Consider the following 17828-nt stretch of genomic DNA (forward strand, 5'->3'; position numbering starts at 1 on the left):
TCCATAAAGCGGCCTTTTGCTTACGCACTATTTGTGTTGTCAATACCTTTTTCAGAACTAGAGACAATCTTAATACTTTGTCCTATAATACTTAATACCAATTCACATGAAAATCATCTCTTACAATGTCAACGGAATTCGAGCAGCCATGCGCAAAGGCTTGGTTGATTGGTTACAATCTGTCAATGCCGATGTAGTTTGTCTCCAAGAAATCAAGGCCAACGAAGATCAAGTAGAGATCGACGCGATTGAAGCAGCGGGTTACAAATACAATTATTGGTTTAGCGCCCAAAAGAAAGGTTATAGTGGCGTGGCGATTTTGAGTAAAATCAAACCGAATCATGTTGCATATGGCACGGGCATCGCGTCCATGGATTTTGAGGGTCGAAACATTAGAGCAGATTTTGACGGTGTGTCTGTGATGAGTTTGTATTTGCCTTCTGGCACCAATGATGCCCGCTTGGACCATAAATTGGACTATATGGCCTTATTTCAAGACTATATTGATGAGTTGAAAATCGAATTACCCAATTTGCTCATCTGTGGCGATTATAACATTTGCCACGAGGCGATTGACATCCACAACCCTGTGGGACTCAAAAACACCTCTGGATTTCTACCGGTGGAGCGTGAATGGATTGGCAGCTTTTTAGAGAATGGGTTTATAGATTCCTTTAGGCAATTCAACCAAGAACCACATAATTATACTTGGTGGAGCTATAGGGCGAATGCTAGAGCAAATAATAAAGGCTGGCGTTTGGATTATGGATTAGTTACAGAGCCTTTACAAGAAAAACTAAAACGTAGCGTTATCCTATCGGATGCGGTGCATAGTGACCACTGTCCGATTTTGGTGGAACTGGAGATGTAAGAAGGCTTCAGCAATCAGTCGCAGTCGCAGTCACATAATTTTTGAAATAAAAACAAAATTAGCTCTAAATCCTAAACCAGTGAAAATCCGTTTAGATACGTTTAAATACGTTTTGTACAGTCCACTTTGTGGACTTAGAAGCGCGATTTAATGGCTCTATACACAAATCTTAATAACAAACATTACAACATCCAATTATGATAAAAAAACTTTCATTCATCGCACTCACATTACTCTTGACCACATCATGTGTCTCCAAAAAAGTTTATACTGATTTGGAAGATAAATACGCCAATCTCAAAAAGGAAAACAGAGCTTTAGCCGATAAAAACACAAATCTATCGAAGTCCAAAACCACTTTGGAAACCGATTTGACCAAACTCCAAAAAGAGTACGACGAAACCTTAGCTAAGCGCAATCAACTGCAAAGTGATTACGACGCTGCAAAATCCAATCTCGAAAATCTAAAAGCGTCTTATGATGCTTTAGAAGCAAATAGCTCTGCTGCCATTACCAAAAATGCAGACCAAAACCGTGAATTGCTAGCAAAACTGGAAGCTAAGGAACAAGCCTTAGCGGCTGAGGGCAATCGTTTGGAGACCTTAAAGAGAGAACTTGAGGCGCGTTCCCAGCGTGTTGCCGAGTTGGAAAGTGTGATTTCCTCCAAAGATGCCCAAATGACCAAGTTGAAAAATGCACTCTCCAAAGCGCTTACCAATTTTGAGGGAAAAGGCTTGACCGTAGAGCAGCGCAACGGAAAAGTCTATGTCTCCATGGAAAACAAACTGCTTTTTGAATCGGGCAGTTGGGCCGTGGGGAATAAAGGCAAACAAGCGGTCAAGCAATTGGGGGAAGTCTTGGCCGACAATCCAGAAATTGCGATTTTAATTGAGGGCCATACCGATAATGTGCCTTACAACGGCAACACCCAATTGAGTGGAAACTGGGATTTATCTACCAAACGTGCCACAGCCATCGTCACTATATTAAGGGAAAATGGTGGGATTCGTCCAGAAAACCTTACCGCAGCAGGACGCGGGGAATATGCTCCCATTTCAACCAATGACTCTGCGGAAGGCAAAGCAAAAAACAGACGTATTGAAGTGATTTTAACACCAAAATTAGACGAAATTTCTAAGTTATTGAATGAACTCTAAAATTCAAGGTTCAGTGTTTAAAGTTCAATTTTTGAATTAGTTTACCTAACATAAGATGCCCATTTGCAGGGAAATGAAGATGATATATACCAATTTACCAAACACCAATATTAAAGTGAGTAAGCTCTGTTTAGGCACCATGACTTGGGGCAATCAAAACACCCAAGACGATGGTTTTGCCCAAATGGACTTAGCGCTGGATAGAGGTGTTAACTTTTTTGACACTGCGGAATTGTATCCGGTGCCTGCAGGAGCGCGTACTTATGCAGACACTGAGCGGATTATTGGCAATTGGTTTCAAAAAACAGGACAGCGAGACAAAGTGGTATTAGCCAGTAAAATCGCTGGCACAGGCGATTATACTGCGCACATAAGGACTAAGGGGTTTTGCAAGGAAACGCTTGAGGATGCAGTAAACCAGAGCCTGAAACGTCTTAAGACCGATTATATTGACCTCTTTCAATTGCATTGGCCAGAGCGCAATGCCAATTATTTCGGGGTTCGGGATTATAAGATTGATGCGGAAGAGCGCTGGCAAGATAATTTCAACGAGATTTTACAAGTTTTTGATGGCATCATTAAATCTGGGAAAATACGTGAGATAGGAATTTCAAACGAAAAAGCTTGGGGTACGATGCGCTATTTGGAAGAAGCGAAAACACATGGGCTGCCCAAAATGATCACGATTCAAAATCCGTATTCGCTGTTGAACCGCACTTTTGAAGGCGATTTAGCCGAAATTTCCTATCGTGAAAATATAGGGTTGCTGGCTTACTCGCCATTGGCCTGTGGCGTACTTACCGGAAAATACATTCAAGGAAAAGACACGAAAGATTCGCGTCTCAATTTATTTGAACGATTTTCAAGATACAGCAGCCAAAACTGTACGGAAGCGACGAAATGTTATCTCAAAATTGCTGAAGACCACAACCTAAGCATGACGCAAATGGCCTTGGCTTTTGTGAATCAACAAGCCTTTTTGACCAGCAACATTATTGGAGCCACCTCTGCAGCACAATTATCGGAAAACATTGATAGTATCGACATCCATTTGAATGAAGAAATCCTTGGAGCCATCAACGAAGTCCATGAGGCGCAACCCAATCCTGCGACTTAGAGAATCTCAGTTCTTTTTTCAATTCTTCGATTTTCAAAATACCCACAAAAGGCAAACACAGCTTAATGGGATTATTTGCGGAAAACACATCAATACTTGCCAAATACTTCAGGATGAAAAATCAATTTCAAGATGCAACAGCTTCGTTCTGCCATTCTAAATTAGAGTTGTAACACATAGACACATAAATCCTTTCCGCAGCAATAAAGCATATAGTTGTGCGATTTTTGAGGAAATTAAAGGCTGTGCAATTCGCATTCCGAAAATATATTGCAAACTAAAATTCGTGAAACGTTTTGAATTACCAAGCAAAAACCCTTTTTACTTTATAAAACAAAATTTTACGCTTAAAAAAAAGAAAACGTCCAACCCACATAAAGTGAGCTGGACGTTTTTAGAAACTAAATAACCAACCAAAATTTAGTTTCTTGTGCTATGTCTTGGATTTGCTTTTTTAGGCGTTTTTTGTTTGCGTTTTTTCAGAAACACTTCTGTATTTTTATTAGTGGCATCTCCTTTTTCAGCGGTCTCTGCAGCCCTTAGGTATTGGATATAACCTCGACCAGAGAACTCATAAATGGTGCCAGATGTTTGATGAAACAATTCTATGCGCTGATCATTGATAACGCTTAGTTCAAAATATTCATTGTTGAAGTAATCATAATCTAATGTTAATGTTTTTAGAGCGCTGTTGTTGCTAAGATTCCCAACACCGTAAACGCCCATATAATCCCAAAAAATGCTATTTGGATTATTCAAATTGACATCTCGAGAGCTACGGAATTCTGAATCATTCCCACCAGACAAAAACTGCAAATAGGTTTCGTTGTCAAAATCGTTCAATGCTCCAAATTGACTGGTATAAGTTTTTTCCCAAGCTTCATATTCTTGAAGAAAATAATGGATGTTGTCATAAAACACAAAGTCATAGTCAAAGGTATTGCGTTGGTATCCGTTTAGAAAATACGAGGTATCGTTAAACGGGTTGTAAAGTTCAATGGTATTATAATCAATTTGAAAGATGTCAAAGGTTTGATAGCCATCCACATCGTGATTCACATCCAAAATCCCATCAAAGGCATCGTAAGTGCCCACATCAATACCAAATCCGTTGCCCTGGCTACCAAAGCCCACGAGGTTATTATTGGCATAAAGCACCCCATTTCTAAAGGATAAGGTAAAGGCAATCTGCAAAAAGGGTGTTTCTCCAGCACCAAGCGTTTGATTGACATCTACATACCAAAGCTCGTAAGTATTGAGCATTTGATTGACCGAAGTTGGTGGCGTTTCCCCCAAATCATCAACAATAATCTCCTCTTTATAACACGAGGTAAGAAAGACAGCCAGTAGTGCGAAGCCTAAAAGTAGTTTAGTGGTTTTCATGCGTTTCGTTTTAAGAGATTACAAAGTGCTGTTTTTCAAAACCTGTGCCAAAAATGGAACTGAATATCTTTCAGCCTTTATAAACATTATATTTTATGTATTTTTGGAGTAGAAACATCTAGTGAATCATTATGAGTAAACCTTTAAAGTACGCCGTTTTTGGTGCAGGAAGTTGGGCCACCGCGATTGTGAAAATGCTATGTGAGAACTTGGATACTGTGGGCTGGTACATGCGCAGTGTTTATACAAAGGAACACTTATTGAAAGAGCAGCACAATCCCAGCTATTTAAGTTCGGTAGAATTTAAACCCTCCCAACTCAAATTAAGCAACGACATCAACGAAATGGCCAAATGGGCCGATGTATTGGTTTTTGTGATCCCTTCGGCATTCATCCATTCTGAACTGGAGAAACTCACGGTGGATATTTCGAAAAAAACCATAGTTTCAGCAGTCAAGGGTATCATGCCCGAAACCGGTAAATTGGTGGGCGAGCATTTTAATGATGATTATAAGATTCCGTTAGAGCACATCGCAGTGATCGCTGGCCCATGCCATGCCGAGGAGGTGGCTTTAGAGCGTCTTTCCTATCTCACGATTGCCTGCACAGATCAAGAATTGGGTCAAACCATAGCCAACGCGCTATCCAGTGATTACATCAATACTAGGGTTAGCGATGATGTGATTGGGATTGAATATGCCGTCATGCTCAAAAACATTTATGCCATTGCAGCCGGCATCGCACATGGTTTAGGCTATGGCGATAATTTTCAAAGTGTGCTTATGAGTAATGCCATACGCGAGATGAAACGTTTTATCAATAAAATGCACAAAATGAAACGTAATATCAACGATTCGGCTTATTTGGGAGATTTATTGGTAACAGGTTATTCTGCATTTTCACGAAACCGCATGTTTGGCAACATGGTTGGGAAAGGCTACACCGTAAAATCGGCACAAATGGAGATGAATATGGTCGCAGAGGGGTATTACGCGACTAAAAGTGCCAAGCAACTCAACATTAAGAACACAAAAAAAACCAAGTTGCCCATCATAGATGCAGTCTATGCAATTTTATATGAAAACAAGAACCCTAAAAAGGTATTTCAAAAATTGACTGAAAAATTGAATTGATTTTTAGAAGTCCCATTAGCTGTTAGCAGAAAAAATGATAACATTAATCATATCGAAGCTTCAGTGACGAAACATCGAAATCCAAATCATTCCAGCTCTTGAACTCAGGATCTAACCGAAAAATCTTATTTGATTTTAGCACCTGGCCCATCAATAACCCATGGCTCAACCTAATAAGCCAAGGCTATTTCATCAAAACCCCTTTCAATTGCATAAGCGGGATCTTTTGTAAGGCGTTTTCATTGATTGTGTTTTTTTTGAAGGTATAGGTTTTATCAAAAAGTTGATTGCCCTCAAAAAACGAAACCTTAAATTCATTGTTCAAGGCCAATAACCGTTCTTGCATAAATTCAATCTTGGCGTAGCTCCTTGCTGGCAACAGTTTTAGACTGTGCCGCATCACTGGTGTGATCTTGTCTTTAGAAAACCCTTTGGACGCAATTAAGACAGTATCCAAATCAACGTCCTTATTATTGATGATGTAGGCGTTCCAATCCATCGTTTTGTATTCGTGATGCTCTTCTTGCACTATAGCAACGAAGACGTTATCTACTTTTGGGATTATAATATCTTTTTTCATAAATGAATTTTGATGCATTCAAGGCTATTATGAATTGTTGAAAAATCAATTCCGAAGCAAAATACGTTAATTATCATCTTTTACCTCCTTTATAAGATACACATATACTGGAAAGTGATCACTAAACCCATCTGTAAAACCACCATCTGAGAAGCTACGCAATGGATATCCTTTGTAGCGACCACGTTTATTGGTTAAGTATAACTTATTATAAATACCGGCTTTATATAATCTGAAGGATTCGTAATCCTCAGTATCAGTAAGCGGTTTGGTCATTACAATTTGGTCAAACAAACTCCAGGCATCTCTATAAGCTGTGGTGCCAAAGCCATCCTTTACAAACATATCTTCATAAGGGTTGTACAACCCTTTCAAGTCCAAATCTTCCTTATCGCTCTTTGTTTTAAGAACTTCCTTGAGACTGGCATTGGTTGGATCATCATTTAAATCACCCATCATAAAAACTTTAGCGTAGGGGTCTTTAGCTTGCAGCGAATCAATAAGCCTTTTACTTACTTTTGCAGCTGCGACTCGGTTAGGTCTACTTTTAGCCTCACCTCCACTTCTTGAGGGCCAGTGATTGACAATAAGGTGGATGAGTTCTCCATCCAGCATACCGCTTACCAATAATTGGTCTCTAGTATATTTACGTTCTCTAGAATTGCCGTCTTTAAATAGATCAACCTGGTGGCTACTGTGATTACTCGGTTTGAACAGTTTCTTTTGGTATAAAAGAGCCACATCGATTCCCCTAGCGTCTGGAGATTCATAGTGAATGATGCCATAATCCTTACCAAGCAATAAAGGGTCATTGACCAAATCTACTAATACGCTGCGATTTTCCACTTCGCAGACGCCAATTACCGCGGGACTGTTCCCTGAGACTTCTGCGCCAATATCTGCGACAACCCTTGCCATATTATGCACTTTCTTGGCGTAAACCTCTGCTCTATTGGTCTTCATTTCCATTATGGGACTGGCCTCGTCAAATTTTATAGGATCATTGATCGTATCAAACAAGTTTTCGAGATTATAAAAAGCCACGGTGTGGATTTTAAAGCGTCTCTCCTTATTAAGGTCTTGAGCGAGGCCATTAAAGCTTATCAAAAGACAGAGCAAGGCTATAGAAAAATGTATGGATTTCAAGTTCATTAATATGAATTTTTCATAAGCATGCAAATGTCACTTCAAAAGTATGTAATTATTAGAAATAATCTTAATTTGCTGACTTTAAATAACTTAATATTCAATAAAAGGAGGTTATTAATCTGAAAGTTTAGGCATGAGGAAAAAATTGTTGATTTTTCTATTCGGAATGCTCTCCATATTTATATCTTTTGCCCAAGACACTGTTGTTAAAGGCAGTGTGTTAGATGGCACGTCTGGTGATCCCATTCCTGATGTAACCATAACCATTGAAGAGACTACACAAAGTACCACCACCGACGCTAAAGGAGAGTTTCAATTTAAGACCATTATTCCCCTTGGCGAACAGATCTTAAAAGTGGAAAAAATAGGTTACAAAACAAAGCGCTACCCCATTGTCGTGAATAAAGGCAAAACCGTGGATATTAGTGGCATTACCTTGGATTACGACCAAAGTGACAAAAAAGACCTGTTTATCATCTCCATATCAGACGATAACCTCAACAGTGAGGATGATGGCTTAACAGATAATGTTTCTGGTTTGCTACAAGCCTCTAGAGATGTTTATCTCAATGCTGCAGCCTTTGATTTTAGCGCGACCTTTTTTAGGCCAAGAGGTCTGGATAATGCAAATGGCAAGGTCTTGATCAACGGCATTGAAATGAACAAACAATTCAATGGCAGACCACAATGGGGCAATTGGGGCGGCCTAAACGATGTGCAGCGCAACCAAGAGTTTACCATGGGAAGTACTGCCAACGATTATACGTTTGGAGATCTAGCTGGCACCAATAATATTGTAATGCGCGCCTCAAAATATAGTGAAGGCGGTCGCTTTTCATACGCTAGCTCTAACAGAAGCTACACAGATCGCGTTATGGCGAGTTACAGTTCTGGTTTGTTAAAAGGAGGCTGGGCCTACACTATATTAGCCTCTCGACGCTCTGGTGAGGAAGGATTTGTAGATGGAAGCTTATATGATTCAAATTCATTTTTTGCAGCTGTCGAAAAACAAATTAACGACAAACACAGCCTTAACTTTACTGCTATTTATGCCCAAAATAGACGGGGCAGATCCACAGCGATCACTCAAGAAGTGTTTGATATTAAAGGCAACACCTACAACCCGTTTTGGGGTGCTCAAGCTGGCGAGATTAGAAATTCCAGAACCAGAGACATCCTAGAGCCAATTTTAATGTTGAACCACTACTGGGATATCAGTTCAAAAACGCAATTAAACACCAACCTTGCCTACCAATTTGGCAAAATTGGAAACACCAGGATTGACAATGGTGGTACACGCTTGAGTAATTTCAATGGCCAACCCTCTTATATAGGAGGTGCAAGAAATCCTGATCCTGCTTATTACCAAAACCTGCCAAGTTATCAATTGCGATTTGACAATTTAACGTCTTACAACTACCAACAAGCTTATTTGGCAGAGCAGAGCTTTAGAAATGATGGACAGTTGGATTGGACTGCGCTATACGGCGCCAATACAAGACTGAGATCTAATGGTACCAGATTGGGTAATTCCACGTACGCCATTCAAGAAGATAGAAATGATGATAAGCAAATAAGCATCAACACTATTTTTGATACCGATTTGACCGATCGCATTCGATTGAACGCCTCATTACGCTTTAGAAAACTCAAATCTGAGAATTTTGCCATGCTAAAAGATTTGCTGGGAGGAACAGGGTTCTTGGATGTTGATTTTTTTGCTGAAGAACTCGGCCCAAACTCCACTTTAGGATTGGAAGACATTGCTCAAAGTGACCGTAACAATCCCAATAGAATCGTACAGGAAGGTGATCGCTACAAATACAATTATGATATCAATGCGAACGTTTTCACTGGTTTTGCACAGCTACAATTTAAATACAATAAGATTGATTTTTATGTAGGAGCCCATATTTCGCAAACCAATTACCAAAGAAATGGTTTATATGAAAATGGCAACTTCATAGGCTCTGGCCCCGAAGGTTCTTTTGGAAAAAGTGATAAACTCAATTTTACAAACTATGGCGTAAAAGCAGGTGGTACTTACAAAATTACAGGTCGTCACTTAATAGATCTCAATGCAAGCTATTTCACCAAGGCACCAACCATTAGAAATTCGTTTAGTAACGCGAGACAGAATAACAAGATTGTAAGTGGGTTGGATAGTGAGCAAATTCAAGCTATTGACTTGAGCTATATTTTTAGATCTCCAATTGTGAAGGCACGTTTGACCGGCTTTTATTCTGGATTTGAAAACGGTACTGATATTGGTTTCTATTATACTGAAGATCTTGCAGGTTTGGGATTGGATACTGGCGATGCCTTTGTTCAAGAAGTGATGACCAATATTGAAATTCGAAATCTTGGTGCAGAGTTAGGTATAGAGGCGCAAGTAACCCCAACTATAAAATTAAAAGCAGCAGCCTCTGCAGGGCAATACATTTACAACAACAATCCCAATCTTTATCTTAGCAGTGACGATTTTCAAGCTGAACTGCGCTTTGGGGATGGCAGCACAAAAATCAAGAACCTTCACGTTGCTGGTGGCCCAGAGATCGCGTATCAACTAGGTTTTGAATATCGAGACCCAGATTATTGGTGGATAGGTGCTACCTCAAACTTTTTCTCAAATGCCTATCTTGACGTCAGTAATTTGTCGAGATCGGCTAATTTTAGTACCGATTATGATGGGCAGCCTATTGCTGATTACGATCCCGAAATCGCTAAAACGCTTCTAAAGCAAGAACAGTTTGACAACTACATGCTTGTTAATATTGTGGGAGGCAAATCATGGAAGATTGATGATTACTTTGTAGGTTTCTTTGCTACGATCAACAATGTTTTTGATAAAACCTATAAAACCGGTGGGTTTGAGCAATCCCGTTTGGCAACTTATGATCGCGTTTTGGAAGACGAGACAAGAGATACCGGCGAAGTATTTGGCTCCCGCTACTTTTTTGGTTTCGGTACCACCTATTATCTTAACTTTTACGTAAGATTCTGAACAAATTACAGCACAAGAAACCGTCCAAACAAATACCCTATCACTAGGAAAAAAAAAAAGGAATACCATGAAAACAATTAATTTAACCCAAGTACTGCTACTGTTTTTAGGGATGGCAGTATTTAATAGCTGCGTGCAGGATGATGATTTTGATACGCCAGATACAAGCATTACGGAGCCTCAATTAGATGGAAACATTGTTTCTATTGCTTCAGTTAAAGGAAATGTAGCGCAATCTGGTGGACTTCATCTCTTTGAATTTGAAAATGGCCCAAGCGATTATATGGAAGGCTACGTGATTTCTTCAGATGAAGGCAGTAACTTTTTTGAAGAACTTGTGCTTCAGGATAAATTGGAAAATCCTACCGTAGGCATCAAAATAATGATCGATAACAGCCCGCTGTTCACAAGGTATGAAGTGGGTCGAAAAGTCTATGTGAAACTTAAGGATTTGAGTGCAGTTGACGATGATGGCGTGCTTACATTAGGCATTATCCCCAATGCCAATAATATTCAAAAAATCCCTGCTTTCTCAGAGACCGAAACACTAAGAAGATCTTCGGAAACTGGCATCTTGGTGCCTATGCCTTTGAGTATTTCTGAATTCTCTGATGACAAAACCAACCTATGGATACGATTGGATAACGTGCAGTTTAATAGAAATCTAGTGATTAATGGAAATCAAACCACTTTTGCGGCAGAAATAGACGATAGCTTTGATGCAGAGCGTAGATTGGAAAGCTGCAATAGCAATGCTTCAACCATTTTCACGACCAGCACTTTTGCAGATTATAAGTCGTTGCACTTACCATCAAACAGTGGGTCAATGAATGCCATCTTAACCAAGAACTTCTTTGGCGATGCTTTCAACGTTACGGTAAACGCGCCTGAAGATATTTTTTTTGATAATGACCAACGCTGCGATCCAAATGTTTTAGATTGCAATGGTGCTTCTGGAGGAGGACAGGATCTCTATTTTGAAAACTTTGAAGGCTTTGGATCCTATACAATCGAAGGCTGGACCAATGTAAACATAAGCGGCACCAATACCAATTGGTTAATCAACGGGTTTGGTGGCAATAATTATTCCCGCATCTCCGCCGCTTTCTCAGGCAATCAGGAAGCCGATGTTTGGTTGGTAACGCCAGTTATTGACCTAAATGTTACCACTGGCGAGCAGTTATCTTTTGATATTCAAGCAAGTTATGATACAGGTACTAACTTAACGGTACTTGTTACTACCAACTATACCGGCGATCCAACAACCACAGAGTGGCAACCTTTGGATGCTATTATCCCAGTTGGCCCAAGTGCTGCTTTTGGTGATTTCGAAACCATTGGTCCAATAAATATTTCTTGTTTAGACGGCAACATCAATGTTGGGTTCTTCTATGAAGGTTCAGATCCTACTGCGACAACAAGATACCATCTTGACAATATCAAAGTGACCGGTAATTAATCTCTAATAAAAATGATAGACATAGAGAAATAAACCAAGGATTATGGTTTCTTTGTCAAATTATAAAACCATCCCACAATGACCTTTTTTGATCAACTTTTTTTTAGTTGCTTTAAGCACTATAAACCAAAATACAAGCAAAAGGCCAATACCATTGCTCTCTTTTACATTTCCAGTTTGCAATGTGCATTATTATTGCTCACAGGTTTGCTGTTGGCTTTTTTCTTAAAACAGATGCACACTACAAGCATGTCTTCAGATAATGCCTGGTTGCTCTTTGTATTGGGTTGTTTCATCATCATTTTTAAAAATTGGATACAATACAGCGGGAAGAAACGAAAAATCATGAATGCCAAAAACCTCAACAATAAAGAGCAGCTCTATAGTGTTTGGATCCTTTGGATTTTGTTGGTAGGTACCATCCTTTTTTCCGCAATCTTGTTACAAGGGCTTTGAGTGACATCTGCTATTTCTGAAAGGATTCTAAACTGATTGATTGATTATAGCTGTTATTGATTAGCAAGTATTAGCGTTCAAAACGCATAGATCTTCGTTTTAGAATTGCCTGCTGAACAGATAGGCACGTTCGAGATTTTTAAGACTTTTCAAAAATTTTACTCCTCTACTTCATTTGAATCTCAATGCAGCGCTTCAAAATGCCTAAGCATCTTTTTATCTTCCCATTATTGCGTATCACAATTTTTCCGAAGTAAAAAAAGGAGTGTTCTAGCAAGGTCACATGGTGCCTAGATGTATCATTTAGGTGAGCTTTAAACGGTGACCCTGTCTTCTGCAAAATAAAATAGCCATTCCAATCTATCCATTGGCCTCTTGCAACCTCATCCTTCCGCAGAACCTCATTTAAACAAAAAGCCTCAATTGACAATGCAATTGAGGCTTTTCTAAAACATTTGGTTGATTATGTCTTTTTAATTTTCACGTTGTATATAAACCCATCCTGTGACGCGCTCGCCATCTTCAAATTGTATGGAATAGAAATACGTGCCAACTGGCAATTCATCTCCATTTTCGGCCTGACCGAACCATTCATCAACGTAGGAACCGGTTTTTTCGTAGACTGAAGACCCATAGCGATTAAAGATCTCCAGGCTAGTGACCCTAAAATTACTTAGGTCAAACCTGTCGTTCTTACCATCATTATTTGGAGAGATGCCTTGTGGAATCACACAACTCTCTAAGGTAATCACTTCGATATCCTGTGAAGCACTACAACCTGTATCATTAAAAGTTACCACAATGGTGTAGATATCTCCTTCTAAAACTGGTAAGGTAAGTCCGCTCTGTCCTGCAATAGGCTCTGGTTGCCCATCTCTGTACCATTGTATGTTTACGTTTGATAATTCATAATTTACAGCAGTCGCAGTAATTATAATTGGGTTAACTGCATCTGGGCAAACTTCATAATCAAAATCTTCTGTGAAGGTTGTTTCGGGTTCAATACCCAAAATCAAATCAAAACTCGTTGTTTCCTCACAGCCAGTAGTGTTGTTGGTCACTAAAGCATAAACCGTTTGTGGGTTTGAAACACTCGTATAAGGGCTTTGCAAGGCATTGTCACCATTTGTAGCCGCTTCTTCACTTAAATGATAAGATATGGTATAATTGGAATTATCATCAACTCCAGCTAAAATTTCCGTATTATTATCTTCCAACGTAAATACTGCAGTACCCGCACCAATGGAACAACCCACTAAACTAGGCGGTGTTTCTGCAATTTGTGGAAGCGGTAGATATTCTATAACAATTTCATCAGACACATTACACTGTGCAGAAAATATAATCTGTACGGTGTAAGTTCCTTCTTCTGTAACAGTCAATACATTAGAGGTCTCTCCAACGATTTCAAAGCCATCCTTATACCAAACGTGATTTACATTGACCGCTGTAGTTTGTATGGTCACGGGTGCCCCATTGCAAGTAGCAGTACCTGCTTCAACAGTGATGTCTGCTCCAAGATCTATTTCACCAATATCAAAACTACCTGCCTTCAAGAATACTCCTGAATCAAAGGCGGTATCACGCGCATCGGCAATTACCAACTTGATATGATAGGTCTCTCCCAAATTCACTTCAGAAAATGCGGTAAATACTGCGGTACGACCATCAAAACTGATTGGTGGCAAGCCGGTCGGGATGTATTCGCCAAAGTACTCTTCGTTCACTGCTGGACAGGATCCATTGTCTGGATGAATATTAGTAACCAAAATTGGAGTGTTAGTACCAGGCAATACCGCAAGGTTGGTGGTATTTCCATCTTCATCTGTTAAAAAGAATGCAAAAGCATCAGAATATTCACACTCAAAAAAACCTTGATCATATTCTTCAGAGGCCATTATGAAATCAAAACTTATCTCGTTGGATAGCGGAACAAAGTCAAATTCCACGATGGTGGCGTTAAAAGTTTCATCTGCTACAATGGCATCTAGATCGGCATCGCCAACCCAATCCCCCTCAAAACCATCACTGAGGTTGTCAAAGTTGGGGCCAGCTGCTCTACTTGCATTTCCAGTAGTCAACACTAGGCCTTCAGTAAAAGGAAAACTACCTTCCTCAGCCTCGAAATAGCCAATACCGTTGGTGCTTCCAAAATTGGTACCTGTTGAGAAGGTTATATTTGTCACTTGTGCACATGGGCTATTGATCAATACATCGGTTACCAGCTGCTCAACAGTATATTCTTCTTGATCTACCGTTACATTTCCAGTGCCTGGTTTTATACATAGATCAAATGTATAATCTGTTGGAAGGTTACCTGCTGAAAAGACTCTAACGAAATAAGTATCACCAACCGTTAATTCTGGCGTGATGCTAGCCTCGCCAGCAGAGCAATATAACTCTACCGGTGCCTCGCAAGAACCGCTATAGACTGCGTGGTCAATATTTTCGAAAAAGCCAGTTGAATCGATATTGAGCATTTGAACGATCTGGAATTCACTTGAAGCGGTAAATTGAAACCAAACATCGTCATTTGGATTACCAGCACAGCTGCCAGATGCAATTCCCGAAGGTGTTGCTTCTAATAAAGTGCCTGAGGCAAACAGGGTACATGAGGCGTCGTCATTAACGGCTACTGTTGTTGCATTACAAGGATTATCGTTTTCTGGCGGACAAGCAGACAATTGAAAAGCTGAGCTATTAACAACACAATTGACATCTTGATCATTACTTAACGTGACAATAACATCTGTCAAAAACGGAAACGGCCCTATTTGATAGATCCCCGCTTCTGTAGCGGTTGTTGTATCTGCATTTACATTATTGGAAATGGTCACAGAGCTAGCATCGCCAATGGTACTCAAATTGACATCAATTAAGAATTGCTCACCATTGTCACAATCATCCACAATTTGATAGGTTGCAGCAGGATTGATACAAGTAGCACAGGAAACCGTATAATTGATACCTTCATCAAAAGTTCCAGATTCACAGCTCACTGAGAAATCGGACTCGATTTGAAAATAAATGGTATCTCCAGTGGATTGAAAGGTCAATCCGGCAAGATCACCGTTATTACCCTCACCGTTGTATAGTTCTGTAACGCCATCAGAATCTAAAATAATAAGAAAATCGAAGGGATCCCCTTCTACTTCACCAGAATTGATAGTTAAGTTCAATGGCGTACCATCGTTGCTTGTATAGGAAAATTGATTGGTGTCATTAGCGATATAGCAATAGGAAACCGTGTAAGGTCCTGCTGAGCAATCAATAAGGGTATCAAAGCAAAATTCTTGGGTAAGTGAATTACTTTCAATAGTGCAGTTGTTATCGTCATCATTAGAAATAGTGATTTCAACCGGTGTATTGTTTGCAAAAGGACCGAAGGTTACAGTACCCGTTTCGGTAACTGGCTGTGGATCGCTACTTTGATTATCAGTAACAGTTAGTGCGCTTGCAGATCCTAGATCTGTGATATCGACATCCACAAAAAATTGAGGTCCGTTAACACAATCGCTTACCACATTATAGGTCGCTGTGGGATTAACACAGGTAGCACAAACTACAGTATAATCGATGCCTTCTGAAAACGAACCTGATTCACAAGAAACCGATGTATCGGAAGTAATCTGGAAATAGATAGTGTCTCCTGAAGATTGAAATACCAATCCAGAGATATCACCATCATTACCTTCTCCATTATATAATTGGGTAACCCCATCAGAATCCAAAATTACTAGAAAATCCCATGGAGCGCCTTCAACTTCGCCAGAGTTGATTGTTAATCTCAAGGACGAACCATCGGTACTGGTATAAGAAAATTGATTGGTATCGCTATTTTGATAACAATAGAAGGCATTTATTGGCCCTGCTGTACAATCAACTATGGTGTCTAAGCAATACTGTTGCGTTAGTCCTGTACTGGTAATGACACAGTTCGCATCATCATTATTTGCAATTGTAATTTCAACTGGTGTATTATTTGGAAATGGCCCGAAGCTCACAATACCCAAAGCGCTCACAGTTTGAGCATCACTGCCTTGATCGTCAGAGATTGTAACAGCACTGGCAGAGCCTAAACTGGTTAAATCAGCTTCAATAAAAAACTGAGGTGCATTATCACAATCACTTAGCACACTAAAAGTAGCTTGAGGATCAACACAGGTATTCTCTGTCAAAGTCAAGGTATAATCTGTAGACTGAGGCGCTGCCCAGGTGGAAATCACAATATAGTAGGTTTGACCATTTGTGACAGCATAGTTATCGATGACCAAATTACCACTGGCAAAACCATTTACTGCGCCGGCATCACATTGGGTGCCAATATTGGCGCAATCGGTATATACAAATATGCCCGCATAATTGGAGTTGAGTGCGGAGAGCGTGATGTCAATAGAGGTATCTGCTGCTGGTGTATAAGAATACACCACATCGTCACCATTCAAATAGCCAAAGCCAGACCCGCAAGCTTCACCTGGACTTCCTGAGTAATCGTCACCATAATCACTGGTGCTATCTGTCGTGGTATAAGGTAATGCAGTGTCTATAAGAATTGGGTTTCCACAAACTTCGCCAACCCCACTAACTCTGTATGCAAAAGGTCCAGCCCAGTTGCTGTTTCCGTCTTCTGCACCACAATTGGCTCTCACATAAAATTCATAATTTGTTCCTAAGGTCAGCCCTGAAACTGTATAGGGATTATTGGAAGTTGCAGTCCCAGTATCTCCCTCGGTAGGCACTGGCCCATCGGCTTCTTGATTGATTAATTCCCATGCTGTTTCCACACCACCTGGCGTCCATGAAAGGTCGGCAGTGGTTTCCGTAATACTCGCAACGGAAAGTGCCGAAGGGAAATTACAAGTGGAGTTATATACTAAAACATCATCAACCATCCAATACCATGCCCAAACATCGCCATCATCATAAATAAATCGCACCTGCATGTTGGCATTGGCGTATTGGGTAATATCGATATGTTGTTCATTTGGTGTTGCAAAACTTCCTACTGTAGCAGTTTGGTTGAGCACTTCTATCCAATTGGTACCATCAAAAATTTCAACTTTGCTAAAATCAGGTCCAATGTTTAAATAATACTGTTTGAAATCGAGAAATAGGGCGCTTGCATCTGAAGCGTCAAATACTGGCGAGGTCAAGGTTTCAATGAGATGCGTATCGGCCCCATTGGCATCACTATTTACAAGTGCTGCGTTAGTACCATCAAAACTATTGGTGCCTGCTTGTTTTCCTGAAATCCAAGAATCCCCTGTGGCTCCTCCTTCATCAGTGACAGTCCAAGTAGCAGGGATAGCAGTATCAAAATTTTCCTGTAAATAAATTTGTGCCTGCATACCAAATATGCTGCAGAACATCAATAATAAGGTAACTTTTTTCATATGATTCAGTTGGGTTATTAAACAGTCATTAGTTTTGAACAGAAACTTGATCCATTTTCAAAAAAAGACAAATAAAGCCCTGTTTGATTACGGCAGAGCTCTATTTTGGTTAGTTGATCATTTTAT

11 protein-coding genes are annotated in these 17828 nt (G+C 39.9%); 7 read left to right on the forward strand and 4 right to left on the reverse strand.

Annotated features, from left to right (window positions below):
• Positions 1-106: 106 nt before the first annotated feature.
• The 3 genes from ESY88_RS07810 (at position 107) to ESY88_RS07820 (ending at position 3145) form a co-directional block, all read left to right on the forward strand.
• Entirely contained in the window at positions 107-871 is a 765-nt protein-coding gene (locus ESY88_RS07810) for an exodeoxyribonuclease III (protein ID WP_147086155.1), read from the forward strand.
• Positions 872-1068: 197 nt separating this feature from the next.
• Positions 1069-2028, forward strand: a complete 960-nt coding sequence (locus tag ESY88_RS07815; protein ID WP_147086154.1) for an OmpA/MotB family protein — start codon at positions 1069-1071, stop codon at positions 2026-2028.
• 79 nt (positions 2029-2107) lie between these two features.
• The gene (locus ESY88_RS07820; protein WP_147086257.1) at positions 2108-3145 is read left to right on the forward strand and encodes an aldo/keto reductase; all 1038 of its coding nucleotides are present in this window, start codon (positions 2108-2110) and stop codon (positions 3143-3145) included.
• 420 nt (positions 3146-3565) lie between these two features.
• Here ESY88_RS07820 and ESY88_RS07825 read toward each other — a convergent pair whose 3' ends face one another.
• Complete coding sequence (locus tag ESY88_RS07825; RefSeq protein WP_147086153.1) at positions 3566-4528, reverse strand: nicotinic acid mononucleotide adenyltransferase; 963 nt, start codon at positions 4526-4528, stop codon at positions 3566-3568.
• Between the two features lie 131 nt (positions 4529-4659).
• Here ESY88_RS07825 and ESY88_RS07830 point away from each other — a divergent pair, with 131 nt between their 5' ends.
• On the forward strand, positions 4660-5661 hold the full coding sequence (locus tag ESY88_RS07830) for an NAD(P)H-dependent glycerol-3-phosphate dehydrogenase (protein ID WP_147086152.1): 1002 nt from the start codon (positions 4660-4662) through the stop codon (positions 5659-5661).
• Positions 5662-5845: 184 nt separating this feature from the next.
• Here the strand turns inward: ESY88_RS07830 and ESY88_RS07835 are convergent, their stop codons facing one another.
• Together ESY88_RS07835 and ESY88_RS07840 are read right to left on the reverse strand one after the other, a co-directional pair.
• Positions 5846-6241, reverse strand: a complete 396-nt coding sequence (locus ESY88_RS07835; RefSeq protein ID WP_147086151.1) for a hypothetical protein — start codon at positions 6239-6241, stop codon at positions 5846-5848.
• A 66-nt stretch (positions 6242-6307) separates the two neighbouring features.
• On the reverse strand, positions 6308-7393 hold the full coding sequence (locus ESY88_RS07840; protein WP_147086150.1) for an endonuclease/exonuclease/phosphatase family protein: 1086 nt from the start codon (positions 7391-7393) through the stop codon (positions 6308-6310).
• Between the two features lie 130 nt (positions 7394-7523).
• Between ESY88_RS07840 and ESY88_RS07845 the strand changes: the two genes are divergently transcribed.
• From ESY88_RS07845 to ESY88_RS07855, 3 genes are all read left to right on the forward strand, one after another.
• Positions 7524-10394 carry a TonB-dependent receptor gene (locus ESY88_RS07845; RefSeq protein WP_223270763.1) on the forward strand — a complete coding sequence of 957 codons (2871 nt, stop codon included), beginning with the start codon at positions 7524-7526 and terminating at the stop codon, positions 10392-10394.
• A 67-nt stretch (positions 10395-10461) separates the two neighbouring features.
• Positions 10462-11853, forward strand: coding sequence for a DUF5689 domain-containing protein (locus ESY88_RS07850; RefSeq protein WP_147086149.1), 1392 nt, complete (start codon positions 10462-10464; stop codon positions 11851-11853).
• Between the two features lie 78 nt (positions 11854-11931).
• Positions 11932-12309 (forward strand): hypothetical protein, encoded by a 378-nt coding sequence (locus ESY88_RS07855; protein WP_147086148.1) that lies wholly within the window; start codon positions 11932-11934, stop codon positions 12307-12309.
• Between the two features lie 473 nt (positions 12310-12782).
• Here the strand turns inward: ESY88_RS07855 and ESY88_RS07860 are convergent, their stop codons facing one another.
• Entirely contained in the window at positions 12783-17702 is a 4920-nt protein-coding gene (locus ESY88_RS07860; protein WP_147086147.1) for a choice-of-anchor L domain-containing protein, read from the reverse strand.
• Between the last annotated feature and the right edge of the window lie 126 nt (positions 17703-17828).

This window comes from Subsaximicrobium wynnwilliamsii (genome assembly GCF_007997225.1).
Lineage (GTDB): Bacteria > Bacteroidota > Bacteroidia > Flavobacteriales > Flavobacteriaceae > Psychroserpens > Psychroserpens wynnwilliamsii.